Source organism: Pyxidicoccus xibeiensis (genome assembly GCF_024198175.1).
Taxonomy (GTDB): Bacteria; Myxococcota; Myxococcia; order Myxococcales; family Myxococcaceae; genus Myxococcus; species Myxococcus xibeiensis.
Genome location: NZ_JAJVKV010000001.1, coordinates 2,022,163 through 2,037,014 on the forward strand (window position 1 = coordinate 2,022,163; position 14,852 = coordinate 2,037,014).

Here is a 14,852-nt window from a genome sequence, read left to right on the forward strand (position 1 = left end):
CTGCCGCGGGGGGCCTGTGCGTCCCGTGCCCGGTTGCGGGCGTCCCAGCCCCCTCGTCTGCCCTCCTGAAGGGCGTCAGACCGAACCGGTAGGCTCGTCCGTATGAAGCAAGCGAGCCGGCGGCATTTCCGCAAGGAACGCCGCCTGGCGCGTCCTGGAGTCAGGGCCGGTTGCTTGCTGGAGGCGTCGTGGGTCACCCATTCGTTCCGACACTGCTGGTGGTCTGGGCGCTCTCGATGGCGGTGCGCTCCTGCGCCGTGACGGCGGCCACCCAGCCGCCCGAGCCCGAGGCGGTACAGCCCGTAGCGGCCCCGGTGACGGAGAACGAGCCGGCACCTGCTTCCGTGCCCCATGTCCGCGGCTGACCGCGCGGGTCACCTGGGACGCCCCACCCGGGGGGATGTATGGCTTCGCCCGCTGGCGAACCGTTGGCGTGGGCCCTGCAATGAATTTCACGCACGTCACCTGTATCGGGCGTGTATCCTCCCGCAATGGACCTTGCGAATGCCCTTGGGGAGATGTTCCGGCGCGAGCTGCAGTCGCAGTTGGCCCCGCTGCAGGCGGCCGTCCGCCGGATGGACGACGGCCTGGAAGCCCTGGAGCTGCTGCGCACGGCGACGTACCGCCTGGCGCCACTGACCAGTCGGCTCGGCGCCCTTGCGGGCGTGCGGCCCGCGGAGACGCTGGCGCCGGTAGCTCGTCGGGGCCCTGGGCGTCCCCGGAAGCTGAACGCCGCGGTGCCGGCGAAGGTGACCGTGGCGAAGGGGCCGGCGCCTCGTGCGAGCGCGGACAGTGGTGCGCGGGCCTGCGCCGTGAAGGGGTGCGAGCGCCCGAGCCGCTCGAAGGGCTACTGCTCGGCGCACTACCAGAAGCTGCGGCTGCTGATGCGCACCAACCGCCGGCCCACGGCGTGGGTGGACGACGCGGCGCCGCAGTCCGTGGAGGAAGTGAAGCTGCCGCGCGGGCGCGCCGCCAGCAAGGCGCTGAAGGAGGCCGCGAGGCCGGCGCCCCGGACCGCTCGCGTGGCCGAGCCTCCCAGGGCGCCCGTGAAGGCCAAGACGCCAGCGAGGGCCAAGGCCCCGGCGAAGGCCAAGGCCCCGGCGAAGCAGGCCCGGGCCAGCAAGACGCCAGCGAAGGCCAAGGCTCCGGCGAAGGCCAAGGCCCCGGCGAAGCAGGCCCGGGCCAGCAAGACGCCGGCGAAGCAGGCCCGCGCCAAGGCCCCGAGCAAGGCGAAGGCACCGGCGGGCAAGAAGGGCCGGGCGTCCTCGCGCTGAGGTGGGCGGTGGCCGCGTCCGCCTCCGGGCGGGCGCTGGACCTGCCACATCCAGCACTGATTCGAGGAGTGGACAGGGGGCCTGGCCGCGAGGGCTGACGGGCGCTCCTGGTGGATGGACCTGGGGAATCCGAGGGTGCGCTCCAGGCGAGCGGCCCGCTCCTGGACATCCGTGCTCGCGCAGTCGTTGACAGTGCCCGGGCGGAATGGGATTCGGGCCGCATGAGCGAGCAAGGCTATCCGGTCACCGTGGCGGTGCGGCGCCCCGATGGGCGAGTGGAGCAGGTGCGTGTGGGCACGGCGTTCAAGAACGACGAGGGCTTCACGCTGAAGCTGGGAGAGATGTCGATTGGTGGAGCGCCGGACGCGGCGGCCGCGGCTCCGCGCCGGGCGGCGGCCCCCGCGGGCGGTGGCGGCGGCGATGGGATGGTGTTCCCCAACTACGGTCGCAGCAAGGGCGCGCCCATCGTTGGCGCGACGATGCAGGACCTGGAGTTCTACGCCAACGGCGCGCGGCGCTCGCTGAATGACCCGAGCAAGTCACGCTGGCACGACAAGGAGCGCCAGCTCCTGTCCGCCATCGAGGCGGAGATGGCGCGCCAGCAGGGCGGCGGCGGTGGCGGCGGCGACAGCTACGGGGGCGGTGGTGGCGGCCGGGGTGGCAGTGGCGGCCGGGGTGGGGGATACGGCGACGACGACATCCCCCCGCCGGGCGACGACGACAACATCCCGTTCTGAGTCACGCGCAGGGAAGCCCGTGCCCCCTTCCATATAGAGGAGGGGGGCGGGCAGCTCGGCCGGCGGAGCAGGGCGTCGGCTCCTGTTCGAGGCTGGCCGGGCCCCATTGCCGTCCCGCGGCCCACAGGTGAACGAGCGTTGGACGGAGCCTCGGAGGCACGCCGCTCCTCTTCACGCCGTCCCGGCCGCGTACGGCAGCCACACGGTGAAGGTGGTGCCCTGGCCCACGGTGCTGTGGACGGACACCTCGCCATGGTGGCCCTCGACGATGCGCCGGACGATGGAGAGCCCCAGCCCGGTGCCGCTGGCGCGGGTGGTGAAGAAGGGCTCGAAGATGCGCGCCCGCACCTCTGGCGCCATGCCGTGTCCCGTGTCGGAGATGGTCAGCCGGGCATGAGGCATGCCGGCGCGCGTGTCGGGCTCGAGCCGCGTGGTGAGCGTCCCTCCGGACGGCATCGCCTGCACGGCATTGGTGAAGAGGTTGCTCAGCGCCACATGGAGGAGCTGGGCATCCACGGCGATGGGAGGCAGCTCCTGGGTCACCGTCCGCGCCACGGTGATGCCCCCGGGGCCGGAGCGCAGTGAGGCCTCCAGTGCGCCCTCCACCACGGGCGGCAGCGGCTGGGGCCGAAGCCTCGGCTCCACGGGGCGGGCGAAGTCGAGCAGGTCATTGACCATCACATCCAGCCGCCGCACCTCCTCGTCCATGATGCCCAGCAGGGGCGCGGCGTGCCCCTGTGCGGCCTGGGGCACCAGCCGGCGCAGGGCCGCCACGGCATTGGCGATGACGGCCAGCGGGTTGCGGACCTCGTGGGCGACGGTGGCGCTCAGCTCGCCGAGCGCGGCCATGCGCTCGCGCCGCACCAGCTTCGCCTGTGTGGCCGCGAGCGTCTGGAGGGACTCGCGCAGCTCCTGGTTGAGGTGGCTCACCTCCTGCTGGGCGCGGCGCCGCTCGCCCAGGGCGCTGGCCAGCAGCAGCCCGCACATGCTGGCGGAGGCGAGGAAGGACTGGAGGAAGGCGAGGCTGAGGGTATGCCACGCCGCCTGGGCGAAGGGGCCCAGGCCATGGGCGGTGTGCCAGAGGGCCACCGTGGCCAGCACGGCGGTGGCCATGGCGGCGCCCCGGGCCTCGAAGCGCAGCGCGGCCCAGAGCATGAAGGGGAAGGCCAGGTACGTGGCCGGGTGGAACGCGGCGGCCTCCGGCATGCTGGAGGTGTGCACGCGGAACACCCCGTGCGTGGCCAGGGCCAGGCACCCCAGCAGCGTCGCCAGCTCCCACCAGCGGCGGGGCGTCCACCCGGTGGCGCCGCCGGCCCGCCACGTGAGCAGCAGCGGCGTCACCACCAGCACTCCCATGGCATCCCCCACCCAGAACACGCGCCACGTGTGCCAGAACCCCTCCGGCTCCAGTCGTCCGCGCAGCAAGAGCATGCCCACGCCCACCGTCGCGCCGAGCGCGGCGCTGACGACCGCGCCCAGCCCCACCAGCCCGAGCACGTCCCGCACCCGGTCCAGCGACGGGTTGACGCCCACCAGTCGCCGCAGCAGGAAGGCGCCCGCCAGTGCCTCCAGCAGGTTGCCCGCGGCGATGAGCAGCAGCGAGGGCGAAGGCGGCCAGCTCGAGTGGAGGGCGAAGGCCCCGGTGAGCAGGGAGGCCCCCAGCAGCGCGGGCCAGTCGCGGTAGCGGGTGAGCAGCAGCCCCGCCAGCGCCACCCCGCTGGGCGGCCACATGGCGGACACGTTCTCGGGAGGGAGCACCAGCAGCCCGCCCAGCTTGAAGGAGAGGGCGTAGGCGGTGGCGAAGAACACGAGCCGCGCGAGCGGCTGCCACCTGCGGCGGTTGGAGCCTGTTGTGTGCACGCGCGTGATGTCGCCTGGACCCCCACTTCCGGGAGGACGGTCCGCGGGAGCGTGGCACGGACCTCCCGCGCCAGGAAGTGACCTGTGGGGAGGGGGGAGATCCAACTCTTGCGCCAGGACGCAATGACTGCGCGTGGGGGTGGCCTCCGCGGATGTCTGGGAAGAAGCCTGTCTTCAGCCGCGCCAGGCAGGCCTGTCTCGTGATTCCCCAGAGTGAGAACAGACACCCACGGTGAATACCGGACTCACGAAGAGGGAATGCCCCTCCGGCGGAGCTTCATTCTCACTGGTTGATACTTCATTCTTGAAGCGCAGGCCTGTTTCCAGGGAATCCAGGTGTTTATTCCGAGCCTCGGGTGTTGGGTGCTTCACTGGTGAATCAGCCCCGGGTGCCAGGTGATTGTCATTTCAATGACTTCGTTCGTGGCCTGAATCGTGCTCATTCCGCCCGAGCCAGGGAATTCCTCCCATCCGGCACGGCTGTGAAATGACGGGGCCATGAAATGACACCCAATGTCTGTGTCGTCGGAGCAGGTGCCTTCGTTCCTTCACGCACGGTGAGCAATGCGCGCATCTCGCGAGCCATTCCCGGGTGGCCGGCGGAGCGCATCGAGGAGAAGCTGGGTATCCGGGAGCGGCGCTTCCTCTGGGACATCGACGAGGTGAATGGCCGGGCCATTCCTCCGCCGGAGAACGACGGGCACATCTACCCGGCGAACAACACGGACATGTGCGAGGTGGCGCTGCGCAAGGCGCTGGCCCAGGCGGGGGTGGAGGCGGGAGCGCTGGACGCACTCTTCGTCGTCACGTGTACGCCGGACGCGCCGCACTTCAACCACGACGCCATGGAGCTGCACCGGCGGCTGGAGCTGCGCGAGGACGCCTTCGCGCTGATGGTGGACGACGGCTGCGGTGGCACGCCGTACGTGCTGGACCTGGTGAAGAAGATGATGGACGGCGGCCGCTTCCGCACGGTGGCGGTGGTGGCGTCGGCCTTCACGTCGCCGCTGGTGAACCGGGAGGTGTACCTGGACGAGCTGCCCCCCGGGCCGGGGCGCGCCAAGACGCTGCAGGGCTACCTGTCCATGTACGTCTTCGGGGACGGCGCGGGCGCGGTGGTGCTCCGCGCGGAGCCGGCCGACGAGGGCGGCGCTGGCATCCTCGCCTCCTTCTCCGGCAACGCGCACGGGGACCTGGTCATCCGCAAGGGCGGCGGGCTGCTGAAGCTGCCGTACCAGCCGGGTCGGATGAGACTGGCGGACCTGGCCTTCGTGGTGGACGGCTTCAAGGTGGCGCGCAGCTACCCCGAGTACATGCAGAAGTGCCTCGACACGGTACTGGACCCGCGCCCCGAGCTGCGCTCACAGGTGCGGAGGTACTACTTTCATCAGCCGAACAAGCGGGTGATGGATGCCTTCGTGGCGCGAGCGGGCCTGCCCGCGGAGGCGGTAGCGTGCAACGTGGACCGCTATGGCAACACGTCGGCGGCGGGGATGCTCATCCTGCTGGCCGAGGACCTGGAAGCAGGTCGGGTGCGGTTGGGGAGCGGAGACCTGGTGGTGGTGGCAGCGGTGGGAGCGAACATCCACTACGGCGCACAGCTGGTGAGGCTATGACGGACAAGGGCACGGCAGGCGAAGGGTTCGACTCACGGGTGTCGAAGGACCTGGAGGCGCGGCTGGCCCTGGCGACGAAGGAGGACACGGCGCGCGGGCTGTTCTTCAACGGCGTGGTGGGTGCGGTGCGCGTGCTGGGCGGCGAGGACGCGGTGGTGCGCTGTCTGTCGGCCAGCGGCGAGAAGAAGTTCATCGACTTCTTCAACTATCCGGTGGCGGCGTTCCTGCGGATGTCCTTCACGGCGGCGCACCTGATGGCGCCGAAGTTCGGCGGCTTCGACGGGGCGATGCGGCGCATGGGTGTCCAGGCGACGACGGACTTCCTGTCCTCGGCGGCGGGCAAGACGCTGCTGCTGCTGGCGTCGGAGAGCCCGAAGCGGCTGGTGGGCAACCTGCACGCGGGCTACCGCGCGGCGGTGAGCTACGGCGAGCGTGGCGTGACGTGGACGGGAGACAAGACGGGTGTCTTCTTCATGAAGCGCGACTTCATGCCGCCGCCCTACCACGAGGGCACACTGCAGGCGGCCATCGAGGCGGTGGGCGGCAAGCAGGTGCAGGTGCACGGCACGCAGACGGGGCCGCTCGACACCGAATACACGCTGTCCTGGCAGTAGCCCTCCGGGGGAGCGGAGTCACCCTCCTGACGCTGGAGTGAGGTCGCCGTCCGGCGCTCGGGAGATGTGTGTCCTGGAGTGGTCGGACCCGCAGTGGCGGGGTGTATCGCTGTAGCCGTCCGGGGCGCTCCGCGAGGCCGCGGGAGCCGGACGGGTCTCAACCGAGTCAGGTCTGGTGGCGGGTGCGTTCCGGCGTGGACGGGAGGGGTGTGCCCGCGGGCCGGTGCTGTCCCTGCGGAGACCTGCAACAACCTCGTGGTCCGGATGGAGGTGCTCCATGTCGCGAAGGCACGGTGGTGTGGTGACGGTGTTGGTGATGCTGGCGGTGGCGGTGGCAGCCGAGGCGAGCGCGGGCGAAGTGGTGTACCAGTTCCGCACGGAGGAGGACCCGTCGACGCCGCCGGACCGGGCGGTGTGCGCGGCGGCGCCCTTCGTGACGAACGTGTTCTTGGGAGCGAGCGTGTACGTGCCGCTGCACAGCGTGCGGGACGGCAAGGTGGTGTACGAGGGCCGCAGGCGGGTGGGAACGGCGACGGCGTGCGTGAGGCTGACGGACCCCACCTTCCCGCCGGGGCAGCAGGTGCCCTTCTACGCGCGGTTCAACCTGCCGGACGGTAGCTTCACGGCCTCGGGGACGTGCACGCTGGTGAGCAACGACGTACCGGAGGCGGGGCTGGTGCTGGCGGGGTGCGCGCTGCGACTGGTGGACGTGCCGAGAGGCTTCGTGGGTGGCACGGTGTCGAGCACCAGCGTGTTCAACCCGCAGCGGCTGCCGGGGTATGCGACGGGCTCGTACTACACGCTCTATGCCTACCGGCATGGCCACCGGCGCGACGCGCGTGAGGAGTACGAGGCCTGGGAGGCCGCCGAGGCCGAGTCGAGGGCGGAGGAGTAGTCCGGGCGTAACGCCTGGGACTGTCGTTGGGTTCCCACCACCGGAGCGGCGGGGAAGTCGCTCGAGGCGCGGTGCCTGGGACTGGCGAGATGCGCTCTCCAGTGGAGCGGCCGGAGTGGCGCCGTCCGGAGCGCCGCTCCTGGCACCGGCCTGCGGTTCCCTCCGTCGGAGCGGCGGGGGATGATGGGCCCATGGACCGCAAGCGGATGGAGCTCTACGCGGCGCTCGGCTATCGGGCGCCAAAGGCCTCGCGGACGGGCCGCGCCGTGGACGACGTGCAGGCCGAGGCGGAGGAACTGCCACCGCTCGGGCCCGACGAGCTGGAGTCCCTGCGCGAGCGCTTCCTGAGCGAGCCGGAAGAGGTGCTGCGCCAGGTGCACGAGGGCCTGGGCGCGCCAGTGTCGGAGATGGACTTCGCGCGAGGGCTCCAGGAGGTGGAGCACGCGCTGCGCGAGCCGGAGCAGGCGCTCCAGGCGCTGCGCCAGCCGGCCCACGGGGTGAAGGCGTCGGTGCTGCTGCCGCCGGACTTCCGCTTCCCGCTGATGACGAAGGAAATCCCCATCGACCCGTCACGGACGAAGTTCGAGCCGGTGGCGGACCTGCGTGGCTGGCTGCTCTTCAGCGGACGCGCCTGGCTGCGCGGCGCGATGGTGCGCAGGGCGCCCTTCCGGTGGCACGACGCCGCGAACCACCCCAGCCGCTTCCGGTACGTGCTGCGGGAGCCCACGCCGGGCCGGCCGGTGGAGGTGGCAGTGTTCTCCGACTTCGGCACGGGCGAGTACCCGGCGCGCTACCTGGCCCGGCAGCTCGCGATGCGCGGCGAGCGGCTGGAGCACGCGGTGCACCTGGGCGGCGTCTACTACGCGGGCCGGCAGGGCGAGTTCGACGCGCACGTGGCCGAGCCGCTGGAGTCGCTGCTCCCGGAGACGACGGTGCTGACGCTGAGCTCCGGCGTGGAGCTGCGCTCCGGGGGCACTCCGTACTTCCGCTACCTGGACGAGCGTCGAGGCGCCGCGAGAGCGCGGCAGGTGCAGGAGGGCAGCTACTTCTGTGTGGCCTCGGAGCGCTTCCAGCTCATCGGCCTGGACACGGCCTGGTTCGAGCCGGGAAGGCACCGCGAGCCGGCGCTGCTGGGCTGGCTGGAGTCGGTGCTCGCGGAGGGCCGTCGGCGCGGGGCGGTGAACATCCTGATGAGCCATGGTGCGCCGTACCGGTACGGGGCGGCGCGCACCTCCGCGCTGCTGGAGGACCTGCGCACGCTGGTGGTGGAGCGCGAGCTCGTCGACCTGTGGCTCTGGGGCAGCACCCCGTACGGCGCGCTGTTCGACCGGGGGCAGGGGCTGCCATTCCTGGGCGTGAGCCTGGGGCACGGGGGCCTGCCCGTCGCGAGAGTCGAGCCGGGCGGTGTGTCGCCCGCGCCGCCGCGCTTCCTCGAGTCACGGCCGCGCTTCCCCGAGGGGACGGGCGTCCGTCCGGACCTGGGCAACAACGGCTATGCGTCGCTGTTGCTGCACGACGACGGCGCGGTGGGCCTGCGGTTCCTCGACTGGATGGGCAACGTGCGCTGCACGGCGAGGCTGGCGCGAGAGGGCAACGGCCCCCTGGTCATCCAGCGGCTCGAGCCCGTGGAGTGACGTCCTCCCTCGTCACAGCAGTGTGCGCGTGTACCAGGGCGGCCGGGGCGGCGACGACATCAGCCGCTGCACGTCGCGAGGTCGGGGCACGGTGGTGTACCGGAGCCGGTAGCCGCGCGGCAGGGTCTTCCAGTAGGTGACCTGCCAGGGGACCAGCTCCTCTCCCTGCTTCGACTCGGGGACGGGCTGGTTCCCGTCGCCGAGCGTCTCGTGGAAGCGCCATTCCTCCTCGGCGGCTTCGAGGCTCACCGCCTCGATGACCCAGGAATCCGGAGTGCCGTCAGCGGTGGGCTCCTGGCCCGCGTTGACGTAGCGGCCCCAGTCGGGGCGGGCGTGGCGCTCCCAGAGGGCGCCGCCTTCCGGAGTCAGCGCATAGCCGAAGAAGGAGCGGGGCCTGCGCGCGTCGATGGCTCGGGAAATCTCCTCGGGAGAGAACAGCTCCTCGAAGCCATCCGGCAGCTCGTGGATGCGGATGAGGCCGCGGTCGGCGAGCACGGACAGCCGCTCGCAGAGCTCCTCGCGGGAGCAGCGCGGGTCATCCGCCATGTTGAGCGCGACGTGGGGATTCGGCTCCACGAGCATGTGCAGGGGAGTGGGCAGCTCCATGACGACCTCCAGGAGCCAGAGGTCCAGGGCGTCCACGGTCTCATTCTCGGGCGGCGGCGACATGGTCCAGGAGGATAGAGCATCCAGGCGTGTGGAGCACGCTGCCTCGGGTTTTTATTACGAATTCGGAACTTCCGAAATCGGAGGATGTGTTATGCGGGGGTGATGAAGCCGCTCCGCCTCGTCCTGGATGTCCACCGCGCCACGCACCGAATCGGCCTGTTCCTCGATGCGACGGAGCCCTCGCTGGACATCTCCCAGGGAGAGGCGCACCTGCTGGCGTACCTGTTGGAAGTAGGGGACACGTCCCTGGGCGAGCTGCACGCGGCCTTCGCGCACAAGCGCTCCACGCTGACCAGCTACGTGGACCGGCTGGAAGCGAAGCGGCTGGTGCGCAGGGAGCTGCGACCGGAGGACCGGCGCTCGTTCCAGGTGTCCTTGACGGCGGCGGGCCGGACGCTGGCGGCGCGGGTGCACAAGCGCCTGGAGGCGCTGGAGGCAGCGGCGCTGCAGGGACTGAGCGCGCGCGAGGTGGACGCACTGAAGGAAGGGCTCGCGGCCCTCGCCGAGGCGGGCGAGGCGGCGCGCCCGGCACGAAAGCCACGAGGAAAAGGAGGCAGGGGATGAGCACGCAGACTGCACGGCAGGAACGCGACGCCGGAGACCCTCCACGGAGCGAAGCACCCTCACCGCCGACGAAGGTCGCTGGGGCGCTGACGGACGCGGGCTTCCTCGCGGCGGTGGAGGCGGCCACGTACCCGGGCGAGGACTTCCGCCACGGCGCACACGTGCGGCTCGCGTGGCTGTGCCTGCGAGAGCATGGCTTCGAGGCCGGGCTGGCGCGCGTCCGGGAGCTCATCCAGCGCTACGCGGCGGCGCTCGGCGCGACGGGGAAGTACCACGAGACGCTCACCCGGGCCTGGGCGGAGCTGGTGCAGGTGGGGCTCGACGCGGCGCCGGACGTCACCTCGTTCGACGCCTTCCTGGAGGCGAGGCCGGAGCTGGAAGACTCGCGGCTGCTGGAGCGGCACTACCGCAAGGAGACCCTGGACTCAGTGGCGGCGCGCGCCGGCTGGGTGCCTCCGGACATGGCGCCGCTGCCTTCGAGGAGGACCGGGACGCGTCCCCCGCCCGGCTGACGCGGCGGTCCGGCTCAAGGCCCCTGGATGCCGTGCTCCTTCATGTACTTCTCGAGCGACTTCCGGGCCTGGAACTGGACCTTGTTCCTCAACAGCGGGCTCCACCCGAGCACCAGGCCCATGGGCCCGAGCGCCTGGCGCGACCACGTCCAGAAGTCGAAGCGGTCGCGGTGGCGGAGAATCTTCCCATCGCGGAACTCGAACTCGGCGTCGATGCGGTTGAGGACCTTCCGGCCGCTGGCGCTGAAGGTATAGCGCGCGTCCCAGTGGGCGCGTCCGGTGCGGTCATCGGCCTGGACGTCGCGGAAGGTGACCTCCAGGTCCTTTCCACGCTCGAGGAGCATGCGCCACATGGAGGTGACGCCGCCGTGGCGCAGGCCGATGAAGACCGCGTCGGAGAACTCCGCGTCGGGGTGGTAGCAGGCAGCCATGGCCTGGGCATCACGCCGCTGGAACGCCGAGTAGAAATCCGTGAGGAGCTGGGAGTGCGGGTGCATGGGGCAGATGTAGCAGACCTGTCAGTGTACGCGCGCGAACTGTCCGGCGTTCAGCGCCTCGCGGGAGGTTGCCCCTGGGGCCGACTGTCATTGGGGTGGCACGGCCTTACCTCATCCGACACAGCGCCGCATGGCGCGGCGTCGTGAGGGGGGTGGGGCATGGGGAGTCCGATTCGCGGCGGCACATTCGCGGGTGCGCTGCTGACCGCGGCGGTGACGTTGGCAATGGCGCTGCCTGGGAGTGCAGGGGCGCAGGCCTTCTCGTCCCCCCGGAGCCTGACGTCGACGGCGGCGGGCTTCCAGGAGCCCCGGGTCTCCGCGCTCGGGAGTGACGTGCACGTGGCCTGGCAGGACGAGGCCCTGGGCAACAGTGACGTGTACTACCGGCGCGGCACGGACGGCGGCGCCACCTTCGGTCCGGCGCGCAACCTCAGCCTGGACGGGGTCACTCCGGAGGAGGAGGCGCACTCGATTCAGGTGCTCGCGCACGGCGACAACGTCTACCTGACGTGGGTGGAGGGCGGCCTGCGCTTCCGGGCCAGCGAGAACCGGGGCGCCACCTTCGGACCCGTCCTCGAGCTGACGAGCTATCCCGAGGGCGGCCTGCGCCTGGCCGCCAGCGGCGACGACGTCTACATGGCGTGGTACCGCTCGCTGGAGGACGAGGTGGGGGCCATCTACTTCATCCGCAGCCCGGTCGAGGGTCGCGTCTTCGCGGACGTCGAGCTGCCCAACGACCGCCGCACCTACGGGGACGTGGAGCTGGCGGCGCGCGGAGACGACGTCTACGTGGTGTGGAACGACTTCGGCTCCAACGATGGCTCGGACATCTTCTTCCGTCGCAGCACCGACGCGGGCATCACCTTCGAGCCCATCCAGCGGCTCATCACCTCGGACGGGAACTCGAGGGAGCAGAAGCTGGCGGTGCAGGGCAACGCCGTCTACGTGGTGTGGGAGGAGTGTGACTACGGCGAGGGCGGCTGCGAGGTCCTGCTGCGCCGCAGCCCGGACGCGGGGGCCACGTTCGGAGCGGTGGTGAACGTGAGCAACACCCCTGGGGATTCCAGGGACCCCCAGTTGGTGGTGCGCGACTCGCGGGTGTTCGTGGCCTGGCATGACCAGGCGCCCGACAGCATGGGCCCGGAGGTGTTCCTGGCGCTCAGCACCAACGGGGGCGCGACCTTCGGCCCGGCGGTGCGGGTGACGCACACGGAGGTGCAGGCGTTGGACGTGAGGCTGGTCGCCGCCGGGACGGGCGTCCGGCTGGTGTGGACCGAGGGCTACCATGGCGAGCGCGAGGTCTGGACGCAGGCCACGCTGGGCTACGGCCTCACGCTGGGACCGGCGGAGAACCTGAGCCGCACCCCGGGAGAGTCGGGGGGCGCATCCATTGCCTCCTCACAGTGCGGCGCGCGGGTGCACGTGGTGTGGCTGGAGGGCTCGGGGCCCACGGGCAATGCGGTGGTGTACCGGCGGGGCACGCTGCCCGGGTCGCCCCTCTACTGTCTGCTGTTGCCGGAGTCCCGGTAGACGCAGCGGCCGAGGCTCCTCCCGGGGGAGTGGCCTCGGCTGGGCGGTCCGGCGGCCCGGGTGTACTCCGCCGGACCGTTGGCGTGCGGAATGGCGCGGCGGACGCCGGGCGTGCATGGCAGATTCGGCCCATGGCTCGCGACATCGTCATCTGGCCCCACAAGGTTCTCACCTCGCCCACGAAGCCCGTGACGGACTTCGGCCCCGCCCTCCAGAAGCTGCTGGAGGAGATGGCCGAGTCAATGAAGGAAGCAGAGGGCATCGGCATCGCCGCCAACCAGGTAGGCGAGCCGCTGCGCGTGGCGTTGGTGGGACGCGAGGACGGTACGTCCTTCGAAATCGTCAATCCGCAGGTGTTGGAGAAGAAGGAGCCCGTGTCCCTGGAGGAGGGCTGCCTGTCCGTCCCCCGGGAGTGGGAGAAGTGCCCGCGCTTCCACCGGGTGAAGGTGCGCTATCAGGACAGGACGGGTGAGTGGCACGAGCTGGAGGCGGAAGGCCGGCTCGCGCACGTGCTGCAGCATGAAATCGACCACCTGGACGGGCATGTCTTCGTGGACCACCTGTCCGGCCTCAAGCGCACGCTCATCCTGGACCGCATGAAGAAGCTGCAGAAGGTGAAGGCCCGGCAGAAGGACTAGGCTGGAAGCAGTACGGGGGGCACCATGGACACGCGGACCATTCCCGAGCGGGTAGCGACCTTCCGGGAGGGATACAGGCGCAGGTTCGTGGGCCCCCGCTACTCCGGGCGGGCGCACTTCGCCTTCACCAGCCTGGCGTCGCTGGCAGCCATCGGCTTCTCGCTCTCACGGCTGGAGGCGGTGCGTCCCCTGGAGTGGCTGACACTCCCCACGGTCTTCCTGCTGGGGAACGTGGTGGAGTTCCTCGGGCACCGCGGGCCCATGCACCACCGCCGGCGGGGGCTGGGGCTGCTCTTCGGGCGGCACACCGAGCAGCACCACCGCTACTTCACCCACGACGCCCTGGCCTATGAATCGCCGCGCGACGTGAAGATGGTGCTCTTCCCGCCCGTGCTGCTGCTGTTCTTCCTGGGGGGCATCGCCGCGCCGCTCGCGGCCCTGGGCTACGTGCTCGTCTCGCCGACCGTGGGCTGGCTCTTCGCGGCCTCCTCCGTGGGCTACTACCTCTCCTACGAGTGGCTGCACTTCTGCCACCACCTGCCTCCGGGGCACCCCGTGGCCCGGCTCCCGCTGATGGAGCGGCTGCGAAGGCATCATCAGGTGCACCACGACCCGTCGAAGATGCAGCGGTACAACTTCAACATCACCTTCCCGCTCTCGGACTGGCTCTTCGGCACCGTATGGCGGCCGGGAGCTGCTGGAGGTCTCGCGCCGCGGGAGCCCTCGGAGCCCCGGGCGGGTCTGGACGTCTGAGCGGCCTGCCTGGCAGGTCTCCGGCCTGTGGACCGGGGCTTTCCAGAAAGAAGGCGCCGGGCCCTGGCAGGGGCTTCACACCCCACAAGGGGCTGCGCATATCCCCGGTTACGGAGCTGTGACCTGGACCTTGGATCAATTGGATTTGACGACCAGGTAACACTGCGCTACTAACCGGACCCCTGCTCGACACCTTGGTGCCCGTCACCCGGGAGCGGCAGAGGAAGAAAAAGGTCGACGAAGGCTGTTGACCCTGGACGCGGTGCTGATAGAAGCCGCGCCCCCTCGAACGAACGGCTGATCTCAGCGGCTCGTCGGGAGGAAGAAGCAAGGGCGTCAAAGGAGCAGGCCTGTTCGGATGATCCCGCAGACGCGACGCAGTTCGGAATGCTGACAGCGAGAATATCCGGAGTCAGCACGGTGGTTGACTCAAGACGCGGTGGTGGTAGAAGCCGCGCCCCACTCGACGGAGCGCCTGGCGGGAAGCAGCAGCCAGGAAGCGCCGACGGGAGCAGTAGCAGCAGGAAGAAAGAGTCGGCACGAAGCGGTTGACTCGAAATGCGGCGGTGGTAGAAGCCGCGCCCCTCACCCGAAAGCCCGCGCACTGGCGCGGAAGGCACTTCCGGGTGGGCAGCACGACAAGACGGAATACGGCGGTCGACGAAGCGAGTTGACAGAAGACGCGGTGGTGGTAGAAACCGCGACCCCAGCAAAAAGCAGCCCGGAAAGAAGTCAAACGGGCGGCAGGGTTGGGAAAGTCAACGAAGCGGTAGTTGACGCGGGATGCGGCGAAGCGGTAGAAGCCGCGCCCCCTCGGAAGAAACAGCGGAAGCCACTGGGCGGCGCTGAGGACTCCGAAGGCCCCGAGGACGCGAAAGTCGAAGTTGACAACGGACGCGGGCTTGAATAGAAACTGCGGCCCCGCCGGTTGAAAACGGCAGGCGGCAGGAAGCAAACAGTAGCAAAAAGTCGCGGGTGGTACAAGCGACTCGGTCTTTGAAAACCAAATAGCAAGCCTAAGTAGAAGACAGATTGCGGAAACCGCAGTCAATTCTTTGA

The 14,852-nt window shown here is 70.3% G+C and carries 15 protein-coding genes; 12 read left to right on the plus strand and 3 right to left on the minus strand.

Annotated elements, in window-relative coordinates; translation table 11 throughout:
* Positions 1 to 188 precede the first annotated feature (188 nt).
* From LXT23_RS08165 to LXT23_RS08175, 3 genes are all read left to right on the plus strand, one after another.
* Positions 189 to 365 (plus strand): hypothetical protein, encoded by a 177-nt coding sequence (locus tag LXT23_RS08165; RefSeq protein ID WP_253979496.1) that lies wholly within the window; start codon positions 189 to 191, stop codon positions 363 to 365.
* A gap of 126 nt (positions 366 to 491) precedes the next feature.
* Positions 492 to 1,274 carry a cell wall protein gene (locus LXT23_RS08170; protein WP_323378828.1) on the plus strand — a complete coding sequence of 261 codons (783 nt, stop codon included), beginning with the start codon at positions 492 to 494 and terminating at the stop codon, positions 1,272 to 1,274.
* Between the two features lie 221 nt (positions 1,275 to 1,495).
* Positions 1,496 to 2,011, plus strand: coding sequence for a hypothetical protein (locus LXT23_RS08175; RefSeq protein ID WP_253979497.1), 516 nt, complete (start codon positions 1,496 to 1,498; stop codon positions 2,009 to 2,011).
* A 171-nt stretch (positions 2,012 to 2,182) separates the two neighbouring features.
* Here the strand turns inward: LXT23_RS08175 and LXT23_RS08180 are convergent, their stop codons facing one another.
* Positions 2,183 to 3,871 (minus strand): MASE1 domain-containing protein, encoded by a 1,689-nt coding sequence (locus LXT23_RS08180; RefSeq protein WP_253979498.1) that lies wholly within the window; start codon positions 3,869 to 3,871, stop codon positions 2,183 to 2,185.
* A 503-nt stretch (positions 3,872 to 4,374) separates the two neighbouring features.
* Between LXT23_RS08180 and LXT23_RS08185 the strand changes: the two genes are divergently transcribed.
* The 4 genes from LXT23_RS08185 (at position 4,375) to LXT23_RS08200 (ending at position 8,630) form a co-directional block, all read left to right on the plus strand.
* On the plus strand, positions 4,375 to 5,487 hold the full coding sequence (locus LXT23_RS08185; RefSeq protein WP_253979499.1) for a 3-oxoacyl-ACP synthase III family protein: 1,113 nt from the start codon (positions 4,375 to 4,377) through the stop codon (positions 5,485 to 5,487).
* Positions 5,484 to 6,101 carry a DUF2378 family protein gene (locus tag LXT23_RS08190; protein ID WP_253979500.1) on the plus strand — a complete coding sequence of 206 codons (618 nt, stop codon included), beginning with the start codon at positions 5,484 to 5,486 and terminating at the stop codon, positions 6,099 to 6,101. The genes LXT23_RS08185 and LXT23_RS08190 overlap by 4 nt, the downstream gene beginning before the upstream one ends.
* Positions 6,102 to 6,378: 277 nt before the next feature.
* Positions 6,379 to 6,996, plus strand: a complete 618-nt coding sequence (locus LXT23_RS08195) for a hypothetical protein (RefSeq protein WP_253979501.1) — start codon at positions 6,379 to 6,381, stop codon at positions 6,994 to 6,996.
* Between the two features lie 191 nt (positions 6,997 to 7,187).
* A complete protein-coding gene (locus LXT23_RS08200; RefSeq protein WP_253979502.1) occupies positions 7,188 to 8,630 on the plus strand; it encodes a hypothetical protein in 1,443 nt (480 codons plus the stop codon).
* Positions 8,631 to 8,642: 12 nt separating this feature from the next.
* Here LXT23_RS08200 and LXT23_RS08205 read toward each other — a convergent pair whose 3' ends face one another.
* Positions 8,643 to 9,272, minus strand: a complete 630-nt coding sequence (locus tag LXT23_RS08205) for a hypothetical protein (protein ID WP_253979503.1) — start codon at positions 9,270 to 9,272, stop codon at positions 8,643 to 8,645.
* Positions 9,273 to 9,401: 129 nt separating this feature from the next.
* Between LXT23_RS08205 and LXT23_RS08210 the strand changes: the two genes are divergently transcribed.
* Complete coding sequence (locus LXT23_RS08210; RefSeq protein ID WP_253979556.1) at positions 9,402 to 9,863, plus strand: MarR family winged helix-turn-helix transcriptional regulator; 462 nt, start codon at positions 9,402 to 9,404, stop codon at positions 9,861 to 9,863.
* Positions 9,860 to 10,375: a hypothetical protein gene (locus LXT23_RS08215; protein ID WP_253979504.1), complete on the plus strand. Its 516-nt coding sequence runs from the start codon at positions 9,860 to 9,862 to the stop codon at positions 10,373 to 10,375. Before LXT23_RS08210 ends, LXT23_RS08215 begins: the two co-directional genes overlap by 4 nt.
* Positions 10,376 to 10,389: 14 nt before the next feature.
* Here the strand turns inward: LXT23_RS08215 and LXT23_RS08220 are convergent, their stop codons facing one another.
* A complete protein-coding gene (locus tag LXT23_RS08220; RefSeq protein ID WP_253979505.1) occupies positions 10,390 to 10,872 on the minus strand; it encodes a nuclear transport factor 2 family protein in 483 nt (160 codons plus the stop codon).
* A gap of 159 nt (positions 10,873 to 11,031) precedes the next feature.
* Between LXT23_RS08220 and LXT23_RS08225 the strand changes: the two genes are divergently transcribed.
* The 3 genes from LXT23_RS08225 to LXT23_RS08235 all read left to right on the plus strand — a co-directional run bounded on the left by LXT23_RS08225 (position 11,032) and on the right by LXT23_RS08235 (position 13,793).
* Positions 11,032 to 12,402, plus strand: a complete 1,371-nt coding sequence (locus tag LXT23_RS08225; RefSeq protein WP_253979506.1) for a sialidase family protein — start codon at positions 11,032 to 11,034, stop codon at positions 12,400 to 12,402.
* 131 nt (positions 12,403 to 12,533) lie between these two features.
* The gene (gene def / locus LXT23_RS08230) at positions 12,534 to 13,040 is read left to right on the plus strand and encodes a peptide deformylase (protein ID WP_253979507.1); all 507 of its coding nucleotides are present in this window, start codon (positions 12,534 to 12,536) and stop codon (positions 13,038 to 13,040) included.
* Between the two features lie 24 nt (positions 13,041 to 13,064).
* Positions 13,065 to 13,793, plus strand: coding sequence for a sterol desaturase family protein (locus LXT23_RS08235; RefSeq protein ID WP_253979508.1), 729 nt, complete (start codon positions 13,065 to 13,067; stop codon positions 13,791 to 13,793).
* Positions 13,794 to 14,852: the final 1,059 nt, after the last annotated feature.

Bases quoted from the DNA above. Each gene is read 5' to 3' on its own strand.
- LXT23_RS08200 (WP_253979502.1), top strand. From the start codon at position 7,188: ATGGACCGCAAGCGGATGGAGCTCTACGCGGCGCTCGGCTATCGGGCG.
- LXT23_RS08170 (WP_323378828.1), top strand. From the start codon at position 492: ATGGACCTTGCGAATGCCCTTGGGGAGATGTTCCGGCGCGAGCTGCAG.
- LXT23_RS08215 (WP_253979504.1), top strand. From the start codon at position 9,860: ATGAGCACGCAGACTGCACGGCAGGAACGCGACGCCGGAGACCCTCCA.
- LXT23_RS08235 (WP_253979508.1), top strand. From the start codon at position 13,065: ATGGACACGCGGACCATTCCCGAGCGGGTAGCGACCTTCCGGGAGGGA.
- LXT23_RS08190 (WP_253979500.1), top strand. From the start codon at position 5,484: ATGACGGACAAGGGCACGGCAGGCGAAGGGTTCGACTCACGGGTGTCG.
- LXT23_RS08175 (WP_253979497.1), top strand. From the start codon at position 1,496: ATGAGCGAGCAAGGCTATCCGGTCACCGTGGCGGTGCGGCGCCCCGAT.
- LXT23_RS08220 (WP_253979505.1), bottom strand. From the start codon at position 10,872: ATGCACCCGCACTCCCAGCTCCTCACGGATTTCTACTCGGCGTTCCAG.
- LXT23_RS08185 (WP_253979499.1), top strand. From the start codon at position 4,375: ATGACACCCAATGTCTGTGTCGTCGGAGCAGGTGCCTTCGTTCCTTCA.
- LXT23_RS08195 (WP_253979501.1), top strand. From the start codon at position 6,379: ATGTCGCGAAGGCACGGTGGTGTGGTGACGGTGTTGGTGATGCTGGCG.
- def (WP_253979507.1), top strand. From the start codon at position 12,534: ATGGCTCGCGACATCGTCATCTGGCCCCACAAGGTTCTCACCTCGCCC.
- LXT23_RS08225 (WP_253979506.1), top strand. From the start codon at position 11,032: ATGGGGAGTCCGATTCGCGGCGGCACATTCGCGGGTGCGCTGCTGACC.
- LXT23_RS08210 (WP_253979556.1), top strand. From the start codon at position 9,402: ATGAAGCCGCTCCGCCTCGTCCTGGATGTCCACCGCGCCACGCACCGA.